The organism is Pedobacter sp. N36a, assembly GCF_014472395.1.
Taxonomy (GTDB): Bacteria; Bacteroidota; Bacteroidia; order Sphingobacteriales; family Sphingobacteriaceae; genus Pedobacter.
The window spans coordinates 1-22692 of record NZ_JACSZW010000017.1; the positions used below are offsets into that span (position 1 = coordinate 1).

At 39.8% G+C, this 22692-nt stretch carries 21 protein-coding genes; 6 read left to right on the forward strand and 15 right to left on the reverse strand.

Annotated features, from left to right (window positions below; all coding sequences use genetic code 11):
- Window positions 1–394: 394 nt before the first annotated feature.
- Genes H9X96_RS23010 through H9X96_RS21460 form a run of 3 tightly spaced genes read right to left on the reverse strand, consistent with a single transcriptional unit; the run spans window position 395 to window position 1493 of the window.
- On the reverse strand, window positions 395–628 hold the full coding sequence (locus H9X96_RS23010) for a hypothetical protein (RefSeq protein WP_255431199.1): 234 nt from the start codon (window positions 626–628) through the stop codon (window positions 395–397).
- Window positions 615–1016: an ORF6N domain-containing protein gene (locus H9X96_RS23015; RefSeq protein ID WP_255431200.1), complete on the reverse strand. Its 402-nt coding sequence runs from the start codon at window positions 1014–1016 to the stop codon at window positions 615–617. The genes H9X96_RS23010 and H9X96_RS23015 overlap by 14 nt, the downstream gene beginning before the upstream one ends.
- Window positions 1017–1049: 33 nt before the next feature.
- Window positions 1050–1493 carry a hypothetical protein gene (locus H9X96_RS21460; protein ID WP_187668256.1) on the reverse strand — a complete coding sequence of 148 codons (444 nt, stop codon included), beginning with the start codon at window positions 1491–1493 and terminating at the stop codon, window positions 1050–1052.
- A gap of 110 nt (window positions 1494–1603) precedes the next feature.
- On the opposite strand from H9X96_RS21460, the gene H9X96_RS21465 reads away from it, so the two are divergent.
- A complete protein-coding gene (locus H9X96_RS21465; RefSeq protein WP_187668257.1) occupies window positions 1604–2404 on the forward strand; it encodes a GLPGLI family protein in 801 nt (266 codons plus the stop codon).
- Window positions 2405–2410: 6 nt separating this feature from the next.
- Window positions 2411–5062 carry a carboxypeptidase-like regulatory domain-containing protein gene (locus H9X96_RS21470; RefSeq protein ID WP_187668258.1) on the forward strand — a complete coding sequence of 884 codons (2652 nt, stop codon included), beginning with the start codon at window positions 2411–2413 and terminating at the stop codon, window positions 5060–5062.
- A gap of 309 nt (window positions 5063–5371) precedes the next feature.
- Here H9X96_RS21470 and H9X96_RS21475 read toward each other — a convergent pair whose 3' ends face one another.
- Entirely contained in the window at window positions 5372–5944 is a 573-nt protein-coding gene (locus tag H9X96_RS21475; protein WP_187668259.1) for an MBL fold metallo-hydrolase RNA specificity domain-containing protein, read from the reverse strand.
- Between the two features lie 178 nt (window positions 5945–6122).
- On the opposite strand from H9X96_RS21475, the gene H9X96_RS21480 reads away from it, so the two are divergent.
- Both H9X96_RS21480 and H9X96_RS21485 read left to right on the forward strand, forming a co-directional pair.
- The gene (locus H9X96_RS21480; protein WP_187668260.1) at window positions 6123–7076 is read left to right on the forward strand and encodes a 1-phosphofructokinase family hexose kinase; all 954 of its coding nucleotides are present in this window, start codon (window positions 6123–6125) and stop codon (window positions 7074–7076) included.
- On the forward strand, window positions 7073–8038 hold the full coding sequence (locus H9X96_RS21485; protein ID WP_187668261.1) for a 2-hydroxyacid dehydrogenase: 966 nt from the start codon (window positions 7073–7075) through the stop codon (window positions 8036–8038). Before H9X96_RS21480 ends, H9X96_RS21485 begins: the two co-directional genes overlap by 4 nt.
- A gap of 67 nt (window positions 8039–8105) precedes the next feature.
- On the opposite strand, the gene ppsA is transcribed toward H9X96_RS21485, so the two are convergent.
- The 4 genes from ppsA to H9X96_RS21505 form a co-directional block, all read right to left on the reverse strand.
- Window positions 8106–10496: a phosphoenolpyruvate synthase gene (gene ppsA, locus H9X96_RS21490; protein WP_222943961.1), complete on the reverse strand. Its 2391-nt coding sequence runs from the start codon at window positions 10494–10496 to the stop codon at window positions 8106–8108.
- A gap of 74 nt (window positions 10497–10570) precedes the next feature.
- Window positions 10571–11410: a universal stress protein gene (locus tag H9X96_RS21495; protein WP_187668262.1), complete on the reverse strand. Its 840-nt coding sequence runs from the start codon at window positions 11408–11410 to the stop codon at window positions 10571–10573.
- Window positions 11411–11430: 20 nt separating this feature from the next.
- The gene (locus H9X96_RS21500; RefSeq protein WP_187668263.1) at window positions 11431–12321 is read right to left on the reverse strand and encodes a universal stress protein; all 891 of its coding nucleotides are present in this window, start codon (window positions 12319–12321) and stop codon (window positions 11431–11433) included.
- A gap of 37 nt (window positions 12322–12358) precedes the next feature.
- Entirely contained in the window at window positions 12359–13672 is a 1314-nt protein-coding gene (locus H9X96_RS21505) for a hypothetical protein (protein WP_187668264.1), read from the reverse strand.
- 173 nt (window positions 13673–13845) lie between these two features.
- Here H9X96_RS21505 and H9X96_RS21510 point away from each other — a divergent pair, with 173 nt between their 5' ends.
- Together H9X96_RS21510 and H9X96_RS21515 are read left to right on the forward strand one after the other, a co-directional pair.
- Window positions 13846–14268, forward strand: coding sequence for a hypothetical protein (locus tag H9X96_RS21510; protein WP_187668265.1), 423 nt, complete (start codon window positions 13846–13848; stop codon window positions 14266–14268).
- Window positions 14269–14390: 122 nt separating this feature from the next.
- A complete protein-coding gene (locus tag H9X96_RS21515; RefSeq protein ID WP_187668266.1) occupies window positions 14391–15026 on the forward strand; it encodes a 2,3-diphosphoglycerate-dependent phosphoglycerate mutase in 636 nt (211 codons plus the stop codon).
- Between the two features lie 285 nt (window positions 15027–15311).
- Here the strand turns inward: H9X96_RS21515 and mgtA are convergent, their stop codons facing one another.
- The 7 genes from mgtA to H9X96_RS21550 all read right to left on the reverse strand — a co-directional run bounded on the left by mgtA (window position 15312) and on the right by H9X96_RS21550 (window position 22642).
- The gene (gene mgtA / locus H9X96_RS21520; RefSeq protein WP_187668267.1) at window positions 15312–17840 is read right to left on the reverse strand and encodes a magnesium-translocating P-type ATPase; all 2529 of its coding nucleotides are present in this window, start codon (window positions 17838–17840) and stop codon (window positions 15312–15314) included.
- Between the two features lie 42 nt (window positions 17841–17882).
- Entirely contained in the window at window positions 17883–18113 is a 231-nt protein-coding gene (locus tag H9X96_RS21525; RefSeq protein WP_255431201.1) for an ABC transporter permease, read from the reverse strand.
- 54 nt (window positions 18114–18167) lie between these two features.
- Window positions 18168–19046 (reverse strand): universal stress protein, encoded by an 879-nt coding sequence (locus H9X96_RS21530; RefSeq protein WP_187668268.1) that lies wholly within the window; start codon window positions 19044–19046, stop codon window positions 18168–18170.
- A gap of 103 nt (window positions 19047–19149) precedes the next feature.
- Window positions 19150–19578: an Hsp20/alpha crystallin family protein gene (locus H9X96_RS21535; RefSeq protein WP_187668269.1), complete on the reverse strand. Its 429-nt coding sequence runs from the start codon at window positions 19576–19578 to the stop codon at window positions 19150–19152.
- Window positions 19579–19784: 206 nt separating this feature from the next.
- Window positions 19785–20228: a hypothetical protein gene (locus H9X96_RS21540; protein WP_187668270.1), complete on the reverse strand. Its 444-nt coding sequence runs from the start codon at window positions 20226–20228 to the stop codon at window positions 19785–19787.
- Between the two features lie 49 nt (window positions 20229–20277).
- Window positions 20278–21027, reverse strand: coding sequence for a LytTR family DNA-binding domain-containing protein (locus H9X96_RS21545; protein ID WP_255431202.1), 750 nt, complete (start codon window positions 21025–21027; stop codon window positions 20278–20280).
- Between the two features lies 1 nt (window position 21028).
- Window positions 21029–22642 (reverse strand): sensor histidine kinase, encoded by a 1614-nt coding sequence (locus H9X96_RS21550; RefSeq protein ID WP_187668271.1) that lies wholly within the window; start codon window positions 22640–22642, stop codon window positions 21029–21031.
- Window positions 22643–22692: the final 50 nt, after the last annotated feature.

The following is a 22692-nucleotide window of genomic DNA, read 5'->3' on the forward strand; positions in this document are numbered from 1 at the left end:
ATTTTGATATAATTTGTGAAAATAATGTTATGTTTATCATCGAGAAAGGGGATTGTTTTTGTGCACCACAAAGGTAACTTTGTGTTAAAACTTCCTCTTTCCCTTTTTTGCGTTTAGGACGCTATTGGTTTATATTATTAATTATTTCTTGTAGTTTTTCATTATAATATGGGTATTCGTCTCGCTCAACACCTAAAAAGTCTTGAAGTACGGGGCTCACATTTTTTCTGTACCTGACTGATTTTTCTATTAAGATAATCACCGTTAATATTGTAGACTGACCGACCGGAAGATGACGGCAGAGCGCAGGCCATGGTACGGGTGAAGGGTAGCAAAACACAGAGAGAAGCTAAAAGCTGGCTGAGTTATGATACCCTGAAGATGGTGTGGAGGCTTATGCTCCCTTTCGCTTAAAGCCGATCTCCGTTCTGGGCTGATCTTCTTTTTCAATGAATTTACTGAGGTAAGTAAACAGAAGTTCAATCTTCTGATCATGTTTCATCAGATGCTTTTCAACTTGTTCAACACGAATGAATACGTCTTTATGGGCCAGCAACATTTCACGTATACGGGTATAGATCCGGATGATTTGGATATTTACATGAATCGCCCTTTCACTGTTTAACACACAGGACAACATCGTTACTCCCTGTTCGGTAAAGCAAAAAGGCATATAACGTGTCCCTCCACGTCCTTCTTTTGAGCTCTTCTTTGGTCATTTCAAACATAAAGTCTTCGGGAAAACGGGTAATATGACGTCTTACCGCCTGCTTTAACACCTTGGTATCCACTCCATACAGTTCCGCTAGATCTCTATCCAGCATAACTTTCTGATCACGGACCATATAGATCTTGCTCATGACCACCTCATCGGGTATAGTCACATTTTGATATTTGGGATTGATCTTTTTAAGCGCATAATTCAAGTGTAACAGACTATTTTTTAAGCTTTCTATATCATTCCTTCCAGTAAAAAGCCGCTCAGAACTACGTTGTAACTTTGGCCTGATGATCAACAGATACTCCTGTAAGTCCAGGATCTGACCAGGCTACAGGGACAGAATTCTTCCATTATTCTTACCCGTCTGGGGCACCTGGAACTTACCTTCTCTTAGTTTTAAGTGTTCAGGACGTAAGGTTTCCAACTCCAGCCTGCTCAATCCCTGAAAGACCGGCAGACCAAGCATCACTTTATTTCGGTGAGTACGGACATCTTTGACCTCATACTTATCCTGCAACTCTTCCAGTTCTTCCCTTTCCAGCAGATGATAAGAAATGGTTCTTACCGTTCCCTTCAACCTGATTCCTGCTACAGGATTAAAGACTGCAAGGCCCTTGGATTTAAGGCCAGAAAAGTAATATTGAACAGACAACAGATTCCGGTTCACATGACCTACACTCCCAGCTTCCCTTTTCAAATGATCGGTATAATCCAGGATTTCAGTATAACTGACCTGACTTAGCGTAAGATTACTGATCTCTGAGGTACTCATGTCCAATACCTCCGCTGATTTTTCAATCAGTAGCTCCGTTCTGCTCCGAGTAAATTTAATAGATTAACCAACAACTGGAATTGACTATTTTTTTCTAAATTAGGAATACGATGAACAAGCGAGCACTTCTACTTTTCGTTTTATTTTTATCAGCAACATGCTTACGGGCGCAACAACCGGAGACTGTAATAGCGAAGGCTTTTTATAAATTCTCGCATATACGGGATACAACTAACTTAAATAAAGTTTCGGAAGATAATATGGTATTGATGTTAGGCCCTACTTCCAGTGTATATAAAAGTTTTAACCGGATGATTAGTGATTCTGTGATGCGGGCCAATATTGATAAAGTAAAAACAGGGACCCCGCCTCCAGGATTAGGAAAATATGGAAGTGGTACAGAGGTCTATCTTTATACAGCCTCCAAAAAAGCACAACAGACGGATGCAATGGTAGAGAATTATCTTTATGATATTCAATACCCTGAAATCAACTGGCAGATTACTGCTGATACCACCACAATTTCCGGAATAAAGTGCCAAAAGGCTACCGGCACATGGAAAGGAAGAACATACGAAGCCTGGTTCAGTCCTGAAATTCCTTTTCACTCGGGGCCTTGGAAACTCAATGGACTTCCCGGACTGATCATAAGTGCTTCAGATACAAAAAAACAGGTAAGGTTTGATTTCGCTGGTTTTCAAAAATACAATGGTGCCCCAATTGAGATCTCAGCAGCCAAGCAAATCGTGAAAACAACTGAGCCGGAATACAAAAAACTAAGGGAAGCCTTTCTTGAGAACCCTACTGCCTTTATGAAGACGGTTATGCCAGAAATTCAAAGTATTACTTTATCCACACCCTATGTAAGAAAACCCGCCATAAACAACCCTATAGAACTGGAAAAAAAATAGAGGGATATGAGGAGTATCCCAATATTTTTTAGCCTTTTTTTTCTTAGTTTGGGATGTCTGGCACAGGCTATAACAGGTAAAGTAACTGATTCACTAAAGCAGCCGATAGCAAACGCCAACATAATACTTAAAAACAATGGTATTATTGTTAGTTATGTGATCAGCAATAGCAGAGGCGAATATGTGCTCCCGAAAAAAGAGCAGAAGAATTCCGCATTTATAGTTGAAGTAACTTGCATAGGGTTTAAAAAACAACAAACTCCATATTCGACGCTTAGGTCGATCTATAATTTTATCCTTGCTCCTGATGTGCATCAACTGGAAACTGTTACTGTAAAAAACTCGAAGCCGTACCTGCGACAGAAAGGTGATACCCTGAGCTATCTGGTTTCAGATTTCAGTAATCTTAATGATCGGGTAATTGGCGATGTGATTAAAAGAATGCCGGGAATTGAAGTTGCTACAGATGGTAAAATATCCTACAACGGAAAGGCAATTTCTAACTTTTACATTGATGGTGATGACCTATTGGACGACCGGTATAATATTGCTACACGATCCATTCCGCAAAATGCAGTTGACAAAGTTCAGATTTATGAAAACCATCAACCGGTAAAATTGTTGCGGGATAAGACGCCAACTGGTGAGGTAGCTTTGAACCTCTCCATCAAAGAGGAAGCCCGGTTTCTGATGGGGCAGGAAAGTATTGGAGCCGGAACGCCTGAAAAGTATTTTGCAGACTTAAACGCGATGCTGTTTAAACGAAAGTACAAAGCCATAAATTCGCTTAAAGCAAATAATATAGGTATTGATCTGGAAGAAGATATTATTTCGCACAACCTTGTCGATTATCTCAACAGGACGGATAACACGAAACCAGGTTCCCTTATTTCACTGGGACTTGCAAGTAGCCCCGATCTGCCCCGCAGCAGGTATTTACTTAATCAATCCGGTTTGCTAAACTTAAACAATCTTGTTAATTTAAAGAATGAAGTACAGCTAAAGCTCAACGGTTTCTACATGTTGGATCAGCGGAGACAGGTTTATAAAAGGGAAACGGCCATAGTCTTACCCACCGGTACTATTAGCTATACTGAAGAACAACAAAGCCGGGTCAGTCCCAATGTTTTCCAGGGGCAAATGACACTGGATATCAATAGAGCTAAATATTTCTTGAAAAATGTGTTGCTGCTTCGCTCCTCCAGCAGTAATGCTTTTGCCACATCCCTGCAAAATGACGCAAGTTTTGATCAGCATCAAAATAGTAGCGAGTTTGATCTCTCCAATGAATTGCGGTTGATGAAAAAAACAAAATCCGGAAACGTTTTGGAATTTTATAGCTACCTGAACCGCTATAATAATCCTGAAACAAGAATAATCAGTCCCGGTATTCTTCCAGATTTATTTAACCAGAATATCGGCTACAACCTGTTATTGCAGGATGCGAGCATTCCGAACTGGACCGCGAATCAATTTGTTACTTTCCGGCTTCAAAAAGGAATTTTCCATCAGGAATATAAAACAGGAATTTTCCTTCAATCGCAAAAATTGAATTCTTCGCTTGATGTTGTTGATGGGGCTACTTTCCACGCCGCCCTACCCGACAGTTCAATGAATAGATTAAGCTGGCAAAGATTACGGCTTTTGGCAGAGGCTACCTTTAGTATAAACACCGAAAAAATAAGAGTAAGTCTCACAGTACCCTTAAACTTCCGCAATGTCAAATATAGGGATGATACCTATCTGGTTAATTCGAAATCGGAGCAACTTTATGTTAATCCGGATTTCTTTCTGAAATATAAGCTTGGAAGGGGGAACAATATCCAAATGGGCTACAATTACAAAAATGATATCGGGACGGTGGAGGATGCTTTCAGGGGTTATATCCTGAGTAGTTTTAACTTTCTCAAAGCAAACAATGCGCCCATCAATCAGCGGAGGGTCCATACAGGGAATCTCAGTTACAACTATCGCAAAACCTTATCTCTTTTCTTTGCTTCCTTGGGGATTTTATATAATCGCACAGAAAACAGCAATATCAATTCCAGTTTTGTTACACCAACAGTTCAAAGGCTTGTGGTCCTCCCATTTGAAAACAATAGTATCTCTTGGACATTTAACGGTAGATTAAGTAAGTATGTATTTCCTATGCATACTACTGTAGCCGCAGGATTATCCTGGCAAATTGCTCAAAACAACCTGATTCAGAATGGAACGCTATTACCTGTTAATAGCAATGCCCCAAATCTTCGCCTTCATATTGAATCTAAAGTTTCACAACAATTTAATCTCAGCTATGAAGGAAATTTCACCAAATATATAAGTAAGATAAAGGGCGCAGAAAATTCGTTAAAAACGAACCAGATCAACAATAAAATTACCTTTAGCTACTTGCCAACAGCCTTATTGAGTTTTAATCTCACTGATGATCTCCGTTACTATGTACAAGATGGAATGAAATCAAATACGTATAATTTTATGGATGTTACCACAAAATATCGTTTCACAAAGCTAGGATTTGATCTGGAATTACAGGCTGTTAATTTATGGCATGTCAAAAGTTACCGAACAGTTTCCCTCGCCGATCTAACAAGTCAAACAACTAGCTATTTGTTGCCAGGGCGCACAATCTTGTTAAAAGTTAATTTCAATTTATAACTGGTAAATTCAGCAGGTGAAAGCTTAATTTTTAAGTTTGGATCGACATGAAATTTACTACTCGCATAGCAAGTAATTCAGGGCCAGGTAAGGCGGGCAGTATCTGACAACGGTGATCGATTTGGGTGCTCCTAAAAAATAGCGCTATTCGGTGAGTAGTTTTAGTCTGCTTTTCTATTTGAAAAAGTCATTTACTAAACAATAAAATAAGCGGATGAGGTATACCTGGAACAAAAAATTGATATTGCCTAAAATTAGGATTCCCTTCCATCCCATTTAATAAGCATTACAATTTAGAATGACCTCGCTTTATATCGTAAAAAGTAAAACATCCTGATGCTGTTTCATAATCTTCACTGGAAGGTTTAATTCCGTTTGGATTTTAACAAGCAATGCTTCCTGTGCGCAGGGCTCTCCATGAACCAGCAATATTTGTTTTGGAGGCTTTTCAAATTTCCTGATCCAGTTCATCAGCTCCCTCTGGTCCGCATGAGCGGATAAGCCCTGAATTTCTATGACCCCAGCTTCAACTCCGTAATACTTACCATGAATTTTCACTTCATGTGTTTTGTTAAGCAAGGCACGGCCTCTGGTACCCTCTGCCTGAAACCCAATAATCAGCACTGTATTTCGGCTATCCCCTAAATAATGTTTTAAATATTCCAGCACTCTTCCACCTGTCAGCATCCCACTGGCCGCAATGATAATTTTACTCCGCTTATCTTTAATGTAACCCATCGTGTTAATGTAATCCTGGTTAATCGTAATCTGGTTGTTCATTTCCAGGAACTCCTCCTTGCTGATGCTCAGGAAATCATCCGCATAATGCAAGGAAATACGGGTCGCAGCAGCAGCCAGGGATTGTAAAATGACTTCATTCATAACACCGTTGATTAGACAATCATAAAGATGAACCTACTTCTTTACAAAAACAATGATTTTCAACACCTTAGCTCGTGATAAAAAACACGAAATTGTATGCGTAGCCTCATGGTTATTTTACTGCATAATGAAGATATTTACGAATAGCTAGTTTAAATGCATTATAAAATCATAACATATGGCGACTATAGTCACGATAACTTTTAACCCGGCTATTGATAAAAGTACGACCGTACCTCTACTCATTCCTGAGAAAAAATTAAACTGCAGTGCCCCTATCTATCAGCCTGGTGGGGGTGGAATTAATGTAGCAAGAGCGATCAAACGGCTTGGAGGAAATGCCACAGCAATTTACTTATCCGGGGGTTACACCGGAAAGACATTTACTGAATTACTGCTAAAAGAAGAAATTGATATTATTTCTATTAAAACGGCCGGCCTAACAAGAGAAAATCTAGTCGTAAAAGAGATCGCCAGCAATCAGCAGTTTCGCTTTGGAATGCCTGGTGATCCGGTCGCAGACAAGGAGTGGAAAAATTGCATTCAGGCCTTAGCCAACATTCCCGATGTTAAATATATGGTGGTAAGTGGCAGTCTTCCTATAGGAATACCATCTGATGTTTTTGAAAGTCTGTACAAAACTGCTCAATTGAAAAGAGCAAGACTGATCGTTGACACTTCTGGTGCAGCATTAAAATATGCTGTAAAAAATGGAACTTTTCTGATTAAACCAAATCTGAAAGAACTAGCAATGCTCGTTGGTGCAGCGCAGCTCAGCATTGATCAAGTCGAACAAGCCTCAAAAGAAATCATCAGCCAATATCAGTGCGAAGCTGTGGTCACTTCCCTTGGACCTGAAGGAGCTATACTGACCACGGTTGAGGGGGCTTATATGATCACTGCTCCTAAAGTAGCCGTCCAAAGTACTGTTGGTGCCGGGGATAGTATGCTGGCGGGTATTACCCTCAGCCTTTCGAACAACAACAGCTTGATTGAATCTGTAAAATATGGTGTAGCCTGTGGAACTGCAGCGACAATGAACCAAGGAACTGAACTCTGTCATATAAACGATGTAAGAGATATATACGCTCAAATTGTAAAGAACCAACAACTTAAATCTATCATCAAATGAAAGCAATATGTTATAGCACAAAAGCAGTGGAGAAAGATCTGCTGATCAAAGCAAATGATAAAAAGCATGACATCACCTTAATTTCCGACGCATTAAAGGCGGAAACAGCCTGTTTTGCAAAAGGAAATCAAGCCGTGATTGTTTTCACAAATGATGAGGTCACCGCCCCCATTATCCACAAACTATCAGCCCTTGGTATTCAATACATTCTTACCCGATCAGTGGGTACCGACCACATTGATATCCAAGCAGCAAAGAAACTTGGAATTCAAGTGGCCAATATACCGGCCTATTCACCACAGGCAATTGCTGAGCACACGCTAGCACTCGCCCTAGCGCTAAGCCGCCATTTAATTCAGGCAAATCAGCAATGCCGGGAGTTTAACTTTTGTCTGGATCACCTAACAGGTTTCAACTTCTTCGGAAAAACCGTAGGACTCATAGGCCTTGGACATATTGGTACTGCTACTGCTGCTATATTCAATGGATTAGGTTGTAAAGTGCTGGGTTATGATATCAAGCCACAAAAAATAAAGCATGTTGAAATAGTAGCTCTTGATACCTTATTACGGGAGTCGGACGTCATTTCGCTGCATACTCCACTTACCCCAGCTACCACACACATGATTAACGAGGACACCTTACAATTAATGAAAGATGGGGTGATGATCATCAATACCGCCCGTGGTGATCTCATTAAAACAACAGCTGCTTTGGCTGCTTTAAAAAGCAAAAAAATTGGCTACTTAGGTTTGGATGTTTATGAGTATGAGAAAGGCTTGTTTTTTGAAGATCATGAAGTCGACGAGGTCAGAGATACATTATTCTCCGAATTAATGAGTTACCCAAATGTATTGATAAGTCCACACCAGGCATTTTTGACAAAAGAAGCGCTAGAAGAAATAGCCAGCCATACCATAAATATTATGGACCGCTGGAGCGAGCCTACCGCAGCGCGTTAAACCAATTTTCTTTTTCGCAGGGTGAGATCAATCAACGAGCTGGTGTTGATAAATTGGAATAAAATGATTAAAATGAAGAACTGACTTCTTGTTTTAGCGCTTTATTAATCGTAGCAATCCCCTTGATCAAAGCATCCGCATTAAATGCGATGCTACTGATTCCATTTTCGACCAACAAATGGGTAAAAGACTCCGAATCACTGGGAGCTTGCCCGCAAAGTCCGACTTTCTTATTCAATAATTTAGCTTTCTGGATCATTTGAACAATTAGAAATTTGCTGGCGGCATTTTCCTCATCAAATAAATCAGCCACCAGTGCCGAATCACGGTCGATTCCTAAAGTCAGCTGTGTAAGGTCATTTGAACCAATAGAGAAACCGTCGAATACCTCCGCAAATTCTTCCGCCAGTATGATGTTGCTAGGTATTTCTGCCATCACAAAAATTTCAAGCCCATTGTCTCCTTGTTTCAGCCCAAATTCTTTCATCAATTCAATTACTTTCTTCCCCTCCTGAACGGTACGGCAAAAAGGTATCATCAATTTCACATTGGTCAGGCCCATTTCATTTCTTACCAGCTTCATCGCCTCACATTCCAATCGAAAACCTTCCCGGTAACGCTCATGGTGATATCTGGATGCTCCCCGGAAGCCAAGCATGGGATTTTCTTCCTTGGGCTCAAACGACTGTCCGCCGATCAATCCTGCATATTCATTGGATTTAAAATCACTCATCCGAACAATAACTTCTTTCGGGTAAAAAGCCGCAGCGATGGTCGCAACTCCCTTTGAAAGCTGATCTACAAAATAGGTTTCCTTGTCAGCGTATAACCTTGTGAGTTCCTCAATTTCTAATCTCTCCTTTTCATCGCTGACCTGATCCGGCTTAATCAGCGCCATAGGATGAATTTTAACGCAATTGCTGATCAAAAATTCGAGTCGCAGTAAACCAACACCATGATTGGGATAAAATGACAGCCCAAAAGCCTTTTCAGGATCAGCAATGATCAGCTGCGCCTTAGGGCTCGCAGGAAGATCAACATCTTCCATATTGACAACAGTTTCTTTCCAGTTTAACTGCCCCTGATAGGCAAAACCCGTCTTACCTGCAGAACAGTCCAATGTAATTAAATCCCCATCTACGATCTGCGCTGTTGCATTGGTCGTCCCAACAATCGCAGCAGCCCCCAGCTCTCTGGCAATGATTGCAGCATGGCTGGTTCTTCCCCCTCGATTTGTGACTATTCCCGCCACTTTCTTCAATATTGGATCCCAATCTGGACTTGTGGTATCTGTAATTAAAATATCGCCTTGATGGAGCTTACCAGCTTCCTTCGGAGAAGTTAAAATTCTAGCCGGACCACTCACAATCCTGCTGCCAATCGCTTCGCCTCTTGTTAATTCTATGCCCTTTTGCTCCAAATGATAGGACTTCAACTGCAAGATTTTTCGCTGCGAATGGACGGTTTCAGGACGCGCCTGTATGATATATAGCTGATGACCAATCCCATCCTTTGCCCACTCAAAATCCATCGGTACTTGATAGTGTTTTTCAATAATCAGCGCCCATTTAGCCAGCTTTTCTATTTCTATATCCTCCAATACAAACTTATCCTGCAAATCTGCTGGTGTATCGTTGTTTACCGTAGAATTGACATCGTCATCCAATTCAGCATAAGACATCATTTTATGTTTACTGCCCAAATTCTTTTGTATCACAGCACGGAAGCCTTTCTCCAGACTAGGTTTAAAAACCAGAAACTCATCAGGAGTCACTGTCCCCTGAACAATGTTTTCCCCTAGTCCCCATACCCCGGCAATATGTACAATGTTTCTAAATCCAGATTCCGGCTCCAGGGTAAAGCCAATACCTGAACAGCCAATGTCTGAACGGATCATCTCCTGTATCCCAACAGAAAGAAATACTTTGCCATGTTCAAAACCTTTATCCTCCCGGTATTTAATCGCCCTATCCGTATACAATGAGGCAAAACATTGTTTAACGGCATGAAGAAGGGTATAATTCCCCCTAATGTTTAAATAGGACTCATGGAGACCAGCAAAACTGGACTCAGGAAGGTCTTCAGCGGTCGCACTGCTTCGGACAGCGACTTCTTGTGCCCCATCATCGAACATGGCATCATAAGCACCTAGAATAGCCATACCAAGTTCATTGGTCAGACGGCCAGACATCATCAGCGCCCTGGCCTTTGCGCCTACCTCTGCCAAATTCTTGAATTCATTTTTGTCTAATGATTTCATGAGTTGCGCTAAGGCTTCCTCCAGTTGGTTACAACGAACAAAGTACTGATATGCCTGCACAGTAACCGCAAAACCTTTTGGTATTAAAATGCCTTTAGGTGTTAAATTAGTGAACATCTCACCCAAGGAAGCATTCTTTCCGCCCACCTGAGCAATGTCTTTCATGCCTATCTCGCTAAATTTTTTAACATATTCCATGATACGTTCGTTTTTAAGGTAATAAAATATGACAAATGATTTTTCACCAATCTAAATGGGTTCACTATTCGGCCTTAATGGTGTGCGATAAACAAAGGTTTATCCAAACCGTTCATGAGCACGTCTGCTAAACTATGTTTAACCCACCTGGAAAATTTACTCCTTCTGTAAGCACCCAATACAACCAAGTCATTCTTTCCAGAATCATTTAAGTAAGCCAGTATATTTTCTTCTACATTTCCATTTAATAAGCTATAATTTGCATTTGGAAAACACCGATTTATAAAATCTACCATCAAGATGTTTCCGGGAAGGTGTCCCTCTGCAACATCTCCTTCATTCACAGAAACTAAGTCGACAGGAAGGTCTCCCCAATCCTTAAAAAGATAGCTAAACATTTTTATCGCAAAGATTGAAGACGGACTACCATCATATAACAGCACTATTTTTTCAGGAATTTGGAAATGATCAGGAACCACAATTACCGGACATTGAACATCTGCCAACATCTCTTTTATAAACCCAGATGGTTTCTTTTCATCAGTCCTTGTAAATTTCTCATGTTTGTTTACAATGATGAGGTCAGCAAACATACTTTCATACTGCAATTCTTCTACTGCAATACTGTTATCCCGATGAATCGCATATTTAATTTCTGCCTGCTCACATAATCTTTGAAACTGAGATACCGACTCATCTCTTTGCAATTGATCCTTTTCATTCCAAACTTTCATATCGGATTCCGGATCGGACGAATCTTTTAATACCTTACTTAGGTTATAATTATGATAAAAAAAAGCATCAAGAAAAACACCTGTCAGACAACTGTCAGATTTTTTTGCTAATGCAATAGCGTAATTAAAGGTACTTTCACATAATTTGTAGCCGTCAAAAACAGCGAGAAAATTTTTCATATGCTTAGATGATTAAGATTTCAGGATACAGGCTTTAAAATTTCCATATATTTCGGGGAGAAAACCAATAAAGGGATTTTTGTATGTCTGGAGAGTTTTTGAGTATGGCTTCCCTTAAATATTTTCCCCAATAGATTGTGCTGACGATGAGCAATAGCTATCAGGTCAACATCCTCTTGTCCAGCAATCCATTGCAGTCCATTATCAACATCTATATTCCATATATACTCATATTTTATGCCTGAACTTTTGATAATGGGCTTTATTTTATTGAAAAAATCATCTGTTTTTTCCTGCACCTTGCTTTGAGCGCCAACCTCCTTATTTGTAATATGAACAATCGTAATCTGCGCATTTAAAGGTGAGGCCAGGTTCAGCAAAAATTCAAGAACCTGCAAATCCTCTAGATTTAGATCTGTTGCGAATGCAATTTTTCTAATCTTCTTAAAACCTGCCTCATAGGGTACCAGCAATAAAGGTACCGTCGCCTTTTCAATCATTTCTTTACTATTGCTCCCCAAAATAAATTGAGTGAGCCCAGAAGCGCCGGCAATCCCCATCACCACCAGATCTGCCTTTTCCTTTCCAGCAAGTTCAGCCACCACCTCAGTCACACTTCCAACACCACTTTCATAGTCTAAATTTGGACAATATTCCTCTTCTTCAAGGGAGCATGATGGATCAATCAATGATTTAACCATGACGTCCAAATCACCGTTGACCTCTTCTTTTAGCGCCGCGTAATCCATCAATGGCCAAGCTACTCGTGATGCCATTGGTGCTTCAGCAGGGACTTTAAATGCATTACACAATAGAATATCCGCCTTCAACTTCTTAGCTAATGCTAAAGCATAGCGCGCAGCATTTTCGGCTGGCACAGAGAAGTCTGTGGGTATTATTATCTTTTTCATAGTCATTTATATTTAAATGTTAAGTTGAATCCTACTCCTATTTATCTTTTTTTTGCTTTTGCATCGGAAGATTGCCCCAGCCGTAAAAAGCCAGTTCCAGCGCTTTGTCCATTTGATAGATGTCATCATACTCCACAAGACCATTTTCACCAATTGCGCAGGTGAGGTAAGTGATTTTTAATGGAATCGGCGTTTTGAGGTTAAATGTCTTTTGCTGAGCCTGAGCAATTGCCTGATGCAGTAAATCGCTCTTTTGCATTTGTCCATCTGCATTGAGCAGTATTTTAGCGAGCTTTTCGCCCTGCTGAACCTGTATATAGCCAGGGCTTAATGCCCGCATTTCAGGTTCAAAAAGCTGCTGTTCCAGTGCATCATTGATATAGATACCAAAGGTATGCTGAAATCTAAAAAACACGCCCCCATAAACCTGATCAGCAACAGGCCGAACCAGGGTTGAAAACCGGCTGATGGAGCGATGTAATACAGGAGTTGGACTGCTGGGCCTACCCAGTACTACCTTAAATAAATAGCTGGTATCCGGCAGCTGTAATTTCAACGTATAGGAGGGAATATTTACCTGAATAAAAGTAGCTTCCTGAATGGACTCCCAGCGAAGCCGTTCCATATTAATGGCCAGCTTTCTGACGATACCTTCTGGGCTCTCATAACAATCCTCTGTATACTGACCTTTTATCAGTTTCATGTAGTCCTGCATCAATACATATGCGCTAAGTTTTGGCTGAACATTGAGCACGGCGGCCATAAAATCAGGCTGCCTCAACGCATCTAGTAAAATATCTTCTGCACAAAAGCCCTGCACGTTCCCCTGATCCAATTTGGCAGGCGTAAAAACCGGATTAAGTTTTCCAAAATGCAAATGGTTCATGAAAGTAATCAATGCATCGCTCAGCAGCATATCAAACCATGCTTTCTGACTAGCATTCACTTTCGATGATTTCTCCAAAATATCATGCATAGTACGATACAAAAGGTCTTTGGGATGGTAATCAGCGTGGTTCAGCCCAAATTGCAGCACACAATCCAACATCAGTAAAGCCTCCCAGGTTCTGAGTATATCCTTTTCAGGTGTGATCCATATCGGTTCAAATTCTGATTGACTATAAAGCCGCAGTACTGATTTTGGATAATGAAATTTTTCAGTCTCCAGACCTGACTTGAGCACTTTTCTGATGACAGATGCTACCGCTTTGTCCTGGCTGAGCTGAGGCTTAAACGCAGGCGCTGAATTTATCACAGAGGCCACTGTTTGCGTACCCAGTGGCAGCAAGAAAACCAATAGAAAATATAGCTTAATCTTGATGGCAAAACAGGTTTTCCTCAACGGTGTCATAAGCGAATCTTTTAGTCACACAAACTAACTAACTTACAGTCAATTAAATAATGATAACGATCATTCATAGTCATGACTTTCAGCACATTAGGAGATAAAAGCACTTGATACCGGTCAAGTGTACAAATGATATTCATCATCATAATCCTGCGCCAATAGTGTTTACTTTGCATATGGAAACCTCAAATCGCAAACTAAGAATTTTCTATCAGCAACTTTCGAAACTGTTTTATGCAATGGCAGCCATAGATGGCACCATCAGAGAAGAAGAAGTAAATGAATTGAAAATTATAGTTAAAAAGGAATGGCATCCCATTGAGGATAAACTGGACGAATATGGAACAGATTTTGTCTATTATATCTTCATCACATTTGACTGGCTTAGCGCAAATGACTGGAATATTAAAAAAGTAATCCCCGAGTTTAAAACTTATAAAAGAAATCATCAGCAGCTATTTACCGCAGCCATAAATAAACTCATTCTCAGAACCTGCTATGCCATAGCCTCAGCATTTGCATTGAGGAATAAATCAGAAATGGTGCTGTACAGCCAGATTGTAGCAGTCCTCAGCGACCATCCCACAGAAATGAAATGAACCTTTTAAAGTCTGCCCTACGCAGGGTATCAATTTGTAAAATCTCCTATCATGAAAACCATATTGTGCCTTACTAATCCAACTGAGCTCAGTAGTGATTAATTCTTGCTATAGAAACGACGATGACAGCACCTAAATCGAATGGAAATACTCCTATTCTGATCATTCTAAGACATGGACAATCCATATGGAACCAGGAAAACCGCTTCACTGGGTGGCAAGATGTTGAGCTCAGCAATAAAGGCATCCAGGAGGCCACATTAGCTGGTATCAGGCTGAAAACTGAACACATTGATATTGCATTTACATCCAGCTTAAAACGGGCACAGCATACTTTAGATATCATCCTTAAGGAAATCGGACCATCAGCCATACCGGTACTTAAAGACAAAGCACTGAATGAAAGGTCTTACGGAAACCTGGAAGGTTTAAATAAAAGCGAAACTGCGTTGAAATATGGTGAAGCACAAGTCATCCTTTGGCGTCGGTCGTTCAATACCGCAGCACCCGGCGCTGAAAGTCTTAAGGATACTTACAATAGAGTGGTTCCTTATTTCAAATCAACAATTGCAGCGCATTTAAACCTAGGTAAAACCGTACTGATTGTAGCCCATGGCAATAGCTTGAGGGCATTGGTGATGTATCTTGAAAACCTGAGTCCCGAAGAAATCGTACAAACAGAGATCCCAACGGGTATTCCCATAAAATACAGCCTTAATGCAGCATTGGAAATCGTTAAAAAAGAAGTCCTGATTTGATTTTTTAGCGGCTTTCCAATAGCCACTTAAATGGTTTTGATTTTCTCTCCGGATGTAATCCATATTGTGCTATACTTCTTTCTTTTCATGGTAAACCTTACCAAAAATCACAATTGGAAGAATTCATCTAGGGTGCCATAACCGCCAGGCATCAGACCTATGAAATGTAGTTGTCTAAATCCCCGGATAAATTCCCTCGTGATCTTGAGGGTAAATAATAAATCCTTCCATCTCGATTGTGGACCTTCAAGAAAAATAATCTCCGATTTACTCATGATATATACCTTAAGCCCTCATCATCTTTTTATAGAACCAGTGTTTCAATAGCTCCGCAGCAACAATATAAGCAGCAATTATAGTCAGGATGAAGGGATAAAAAGAAAGAGGTAAACGCACAAACCCAAACCAATATACAGCAGGTGTGAGTGGCAATAGCAGAACCACCAGCAAAATCCCAACTGTGGCTACTGAAAGTAGTTTACCTGGCAAACTCTTGAAAAAAGGAAGCCGGGTACGAACCACCAGTACAATCAATGTAGCAGAGATGACTGACTCTGTGAACCATCCTGTTTGAAAAACCTTTTCATCCGCTTGCAGCACATGCAGCAATACATAAAATGTCAAAAAGTCAAATGCAGAACTCAACAATCCAAAGATAATCATGAAGCGTTTGATAAAGCTCAAATCCCAGCGCTGCGCTTTCTGAATATTAACTTGATCTACCCAATCTGTGGCGATGGCCATCTCCGGAAAATCGGTCAGCAGGTTCGTTAATAGAATTTGCTTGGGTAACAAGGGCAAAAAAGGCAGGAATAAAGAAGCACCTGCCATGCTAAACATATTTCCAAAATTTGCACTGGTAGCCATAAATATATACTTCATCGTATTTGTAAAAGTGATCCGGCCTTCCAGCACCCCCTTGATCAGCACATCTAAGCCATGACTTAATAAAACAATATCCGCAGCTTGTTTTGCGACATCTACAGCTGTATCAACAGATATGCCTACATCAGCAATATGCAGCGCCGGAGCATCATTGATCCCATCACCTATAAAACCGACTACATTTCCTGCCTTTTTCAAGGCCATTATAATTCTTTCCTTCTGATTCGGTTCTACCTCAGCAAAAATATTGGTCAGCACCGCTTGATGTACTAAGGCTGCAGTGCTCATTTTATGCATTTCCGAACCCGTAAGCATCACAGGATCCTGAAGTCCAACCTCCAGCGCGAGACTCCTCGCCACCAGCAAGTTATCTCCAGTGATGATCTTCAGTGATACGCCAAGTTGGTTAAGTTCAGTAATGACCGCCCCGACATTAGCCTTAGGAGGATCGAAGAGCGTGATGAATCCTAAGAATATCATCTCCTTTTCGTCCTGCCGACTGAAGTTATGAGACTCCACTCCATCTTTATACGCAAGTCCAAGTGTACGAAAGCCTGAATTACTGAATTTTTCATACAAATTCATCAGCGCTTTCTCCTGCCCAGCTATATCCGCCAGATCCCCATTCGGCAATTCAACACGGGAACAGACAGACAATATACTCTTGAATGCCCCTTTGGAGATTACAAGATTCTCTGTAGCTGTCCTAACCTGTATAGTTAACCTTTTACGAATAAAATCGTAGGGCACCTCAGATTGAACCTTAAAATTGCTATTTTCAGCTTGGTAACTCCTACAAATGGCTTCATCTATCGGATTATGAAAACCCTTTTGTAATGACGCATTCAGCCAGGCATAACGCATTACTTTTTCACTAGAATCACCATTCGCATTCAAAGCACCCTTCAAGTTTACCTTTCCATCGGTTATCGTTCCTGTTTTATCGGAACATAAAATATTCATACTGCCCAGATTTTCAATGGATGACAACCGTTTTACGATCACTTGCTGCGCAGCCATTCTCTTCGCTCCGGCGGCCAGGTTTACACTCACTATTGCCGGCAATAACTGTGGGGTCAGGCCAACCGCTAAGGCCAAAGAAAAAAGGAATGAATCCAAAACAGGCTTATGCAGTAAAACATTTGAAGCAAAAATAATGAATACCAGCAAAAGCGTAATCTCCATCAGCAGGTAGCCAAATCGGCGAATTCCCCTTTCGAAATCTGTTTCAGGGGTTTTGGACTGCAGTTTTAAGGAAATCTTACCAAATTCTGTTTGTTCCGCAGTATGGATGATCAAGGCCCTTGCTGTACCGCTAATGACATGCGATCCCATAAAAACAGCATTGCTCCTTTTTGCAAGCCCTGTTGTGGCCGGTAAAACGCCGCATTTTTTTTCTACCGGATAAGTTTCACCAGTAAATGCAGCCTCATCTACAAACAACTCCTGAGATTCCAGTAATAAAGCATCTCCCGGCACAATATCTCCCGCAATTAAAACCACCACATCCCCGGGTACGATGGACTCGACAGGCAATAGAACTGCTTTACCAGCCCTAATGACTTTAGTCTTCAGCTGAACCATTTTCAGCAATTCCCGAACAGCATTAGTCGCAGCCCTCTCCTGCCAAAAACCCAGGATACTACTGAGCATCACAATGACTAAAATGATCAGGGTATCGGGTATATCCCCTAAAAATGCCGACAATAACGCCGCCCCAATCAGTAGTAACGTGATCGGGCTTTTGAACTGGAACAAAAACAATAAAATCCCAGAATTACTGCGATTATCTTTCAACGTATTTGCCCCATACAATTTCAAACGAGAGGAGGCCTGTTTTGAATCCAATCCATTCAAATTTCCAGATACCTGAATCAAAGCCTCAGGCTGACTTAAACTCCAAAAACTTTGAATTGAGGGCTTTCTCATAATAAGTGTAATGACCGGCATTCCATATGCCATCCTAAAGTTTCAAAAAAAAGCGAAGCCAAACATCGCTAAGATATGGTACCTAATGTCTACAAGCCCGCTGCCTTTTAACATAACCATACGCATCACTTCGATAAAGTAAGATACCGGATTAAACCGCGTAATCATTTGCGCCCATGCCGGCATACTTTCTATTGGCGTGTACAGTCCACTGAGGAGGTTAAAAATCATGGTGACAAAAAATGAAACCAGCATGGACTGCTGGGTTGGCATTGGTTTAAGTTTAAAACTTTGTCAAAGTGCTTTTACTATCCTAATCAGAAGAGGTTAAAAGATGGGGTGTAAATTTTCCGGAATTACCAACAATGGGATCTTAATCTGTTTTGCCAAAGTCTGGGTGTGACTTCCTACCAATAAACGATGCAGCATCCCAGCTTTTTTATGCACCATAACCACCATATCAATTTTAAATTCGGTACTCAAAAGCTGAAGTCCATCATCAATATCAATCACTGTAATGTGCTGAATATAGATCTTTGAATAATTAATTTCCTTAATCAAATTATCCAGAAATAAATGCTCTTTTTGATGATGTTCCTTTTCGTTGACCCATTCTTCCTTAACATTCGTAATCACTAAATCCGCATCGTACTTAGCCGCTAAACCTGTAAGAGATCGGATAACTTCTAGGTCCTTATGACTAAAATCTGTAGCAAACGCAATTCTTTTTATAGGAGCGAATTTCAGTTCAGCAGGAATAAGCAGAATTGGCACTTGCGTATGATTAATTAAATGATGACTGATACTTCCAAGGAAAAACCTGGTCACCTCCCCCATTCCAGACATTCCCATCACCACCATCGTTTGACGAACTTCCTTAACCAATTTGTGTATCAAATCTGAAACGGTTCCCACCTCACTTTCACAAGATATTTCCGGCGGCAGTGAAAATTTAGTATCCGGGTCATTTTTAAAAAAGACTTTAAGCCGATCAGCAAATAAATCCAATTGCTTAATTGTGGACTCTTGCATCGCAGCATACTCGTACAAGGGCCAGGCAACCTGTGGAATTGCCAGCGCTGAAGGAATAATAAACGCATGACATAAAGTTAAATTACATGATAAAACCTTATTTAGCTGCAAAGCGTAATACGCTGCATTTTGTGCAGGTTCCGAGAAATCTGTAGGAATCAGAATAGTTTTCATTTCATTTAATTGATGTACAACTTAATCCTTCCAATGTAGAATACATTCTTAAAATGAAAATGCAGGTTGGTTATTCCAGCATTTTCATTTTTAACAAGATCATTTACTCGATACTGATCTGCTTTTTATTGTGCGGCGTTTTAAACGACTTTTTAAAACTGAGCTTCAACAATCCATTTTTATAATTTGCTTTCACATCTTCTTCTTCAATATTATCTGGAAGACTAAAACTCCTTGAAAAAGAAGAACTGGAGAATTCTTTTCTTGTATAGTTCTTTTTTTCCTCTTTGTGTTCAGTGCTGGTTTCCGCACTAATCGTCAGTAGCCCATCTTCTGAAGTAATTTTGAAATCTTCTTTTTTAAAGCCTGGTGCAGACATTTCGAGTTCGTAACTATCCTCTTCATCACGAATATTTACTGCTGGAAGAAATTCAGTAGACATAAACGGTTTATTAAAAAAATCGGTGTTGAAAAAATCTTCCATCGCTGAACGTAAGGATGGAAAATTAGTTGATTTTACTAGAGTTTTCATAATTGATTGATTTTTTAGTTACCTAAATTTCTGTATTACGGGCGGTCTTTCAAGTGACCACTGTCAACATGCCAAATGATACTCATCACAGCTGCGATTTATACTTAAAAACAGAAAATTGCACCTATAATGCTTTGGAATACAGAATGATGCCTACAAAGCTCAAAAATGAAATACATCAATAGTCAATGCCCAGTCGAGCAGGCTCAATACTTACTAAATTTCGCTTCTTCAGTAAGTGCTGATGGAGTCAGCTGGAACAGCTTTATAAACATACTTTTAATGACATGGTCTAGTGTACCTTCTAACATTTTCACTTTCTTAATTCTATTTTTTCGGGGTATAATGTTTTCAATTGTAGTTTCAGGGCTTAAATTGAGATTACTTAGATTAAAAGCATAAGATAGTGCCTGATTAAGTTTATAATAGGCTTGCTGACTCGTGCAGTCATCTCGGTCTTCAAGTTTAATTTTTTCCTGGACAAGGTCACACAAATCTTTAAAGATTTTAACTTCTGCGAGTTCTTCTACCCGAAAATTTATCTGAAGTGATTGTTCAATCACAAGGATAGCATCTGCTATATCTTGTAACTCCACATCCTCCAGTAAATCCTCATCTGGCTTATTTGCATCGTCTAATTTAGTATCCATTAATATCTTTATTGATCAAACCTCCCAATGCAGCTCATTTAATATTCACTTAAAGTTGCTGCAAGGCTTGTTTTACACTGTGTTTGTTGGGCTTTGAAATGGGTATTTTTTCTCCAGATAATAAGAGTAGTATACCGCCGTCTTCTTTCAACCAACTTTTTACGTACTTTGGGTTTACCAAATGGCTTTGGTGCGTTCTTAAAAATCCCTTAGGACGTAGTAAATCTGCATATTCTTTCAGTGATTTTGAAACCAATATTTTTTCATTATCCTCAAGGAAGAAGTGGGTATAAGTATTGTCTGCTTCGCAGCGTATAATCTCGGATAAAGTAACATACCTGATTTCGCTTTGCATCTGCAGGGCAATTTTACTGACGTTCGCTTCTGGCTTTTTTAATTGCTGTAGTAAAAAATCGAGCTGAGAAGTCTGCATTTGTGCGGCCAATTTATGTTTTGCTTTATGTACCGCATCCACCAATTCTTCAATATCGATAGGTTTTAAAAGGTAATCTAAGGCAGCAAATTTTACAGCCTGTATCCCATATTGGTCGTACGCGGTCACAAAAACAACCTCAAAATTACGTTTTGGAAGTTGTTTTAGCACCTCAAATCCTGTTTGCTCACCCATTTGAATATCGAGAAATACTAAATCAGGTAGGTATTTTTCAATAGCATCTACCGCATCACTTACATTTTGCGCTACTGCAATTATAGTTACCTGCGGACAGTGCTTTTCCAGCAAAGTCCGTAGATTTTCTAAGTTGGATATTTCGTCATCTATTAAAATTGCTCTCATCATCTTATAGCCAATCGGTTAACGTTAAGCTTATTTTAGTACCGTTAGTGCTTGACTGCATAGCTAATGTAAAGCGATTTTCTTTATAAACACTATTTAACAGCGCTATTCTAGCTTCAGTTAATGGCAAACCTAAACCATTACTCTTGTTTTCTGTGTCAAAACCATTTCCATTATCAGTGACTGTTAACACCAAATCATTTGATTGCTTAATCAATGTGATCGTAATTTTTCCATCATTCCCTTTTTTTGATAGGCCATGCTTCACCGCATTTTCTACAAATGGCTGCAGCAGCATACTTGGGATTTCTATGTTATCTAAATCTAAGTTTTCGGAGTAATTGATTTCGTAATTAAAGCCGAATCGCAATTGCTCCATTTGCAGGTAATCGTCTAGTAATGTTTTTTCTTGTGATAAGCTAATCAACTCTTTATCATCAAGCACATTACGAGTTAACCGGGCAAATTTAGCAAGGTATTTATTGGCATTGTCTATTTCGTTTTTGTTCATCAAATTCTGAATACCAGAGAGTGCATTAAACAGAAAATGAGGGTTTAATTGGGAACGAATTGAAGTTAGCTGGAGCTTTGCCCTGTTTCTTTGTTGCTCCTTTTCTGCCAGCATTCTTTTGTTTCTTTTTTTACTGAAGTAGAGGATTCCCAGAAACACTAATCCAATAAAAAGCGCAACGATCAGCGTATAGATTAAAAGTTCTTTTCTGGTATAATTTTCTTCCTCTAAAGTGATAGAAAGCGTATGTCTGGTGATATATTTTTCTATTTCTTTTGGGGAGATATCGCAATCCAGGCATCCAGTCCATTTAATTGATGGCTGAATAATAATTTCATAGTCCCCTGATTTTTTGAATACGTTTTTGTCGATTTCTACATAAGGTAAAAACTCATTTTCTACAACTAAGCCGCCATATTCCCAGCTGGTTGATTCGAAAATTATTTTATTTGTTTGCTTATCTTTTATGGAGGTATGGTAGAGATAATCAATATCCGATCTGTCCTTTACAATGGTGAGTTCTTCGTCTTTGTTAGTTAAAGTTAGGTTTATCCTTTCTTTTAGATCGGTTATCCAACTGTAATCGACGCCTTTGTCTGTGGCAAAACGCTTTGAAAAACCTTGGATTTTGGCTTTTGGAATAGGCTTGCCATAAAATACAGATTTGTCGATATCAAGAGGCTTTTCGATGCTGTATATTAAGGTGGTGATCATTTTGCCTTTTATAGGGAAAGTGCCAAGTGTGGTAGAGCGGAATAATTCTTCGTCTCCCCTATTGAGCTCCTTCAATTCTGCGATATTGATCGACTTGTTTACTACGATTGGCTTGTTATCCTCCAGAATGGTGTACCGATAGTGCTGTATATTAATATCCTTTCTAAAGTTAATATTGATACTGACCTTGTTGACCTCAGGTAAATAATTAAATGAGGTACGGGGCTGATTAGGGAACATATTTACATAAAAGACATTTTTGGCTGAACTATCTACAGACATGAGTAGTTTTCCTCCCGCAGCATAGTTACGAGAGAAATTGATGCCTTTTTGTGCATTTACGGTAGACAGCGTCATCATAAAACTGAGAAATATGAAGATGATCTCTTTCATAGCGTTAAGTTTAATTTTCAGCAAACTTGTTCAAATAATAGCGAAACTAA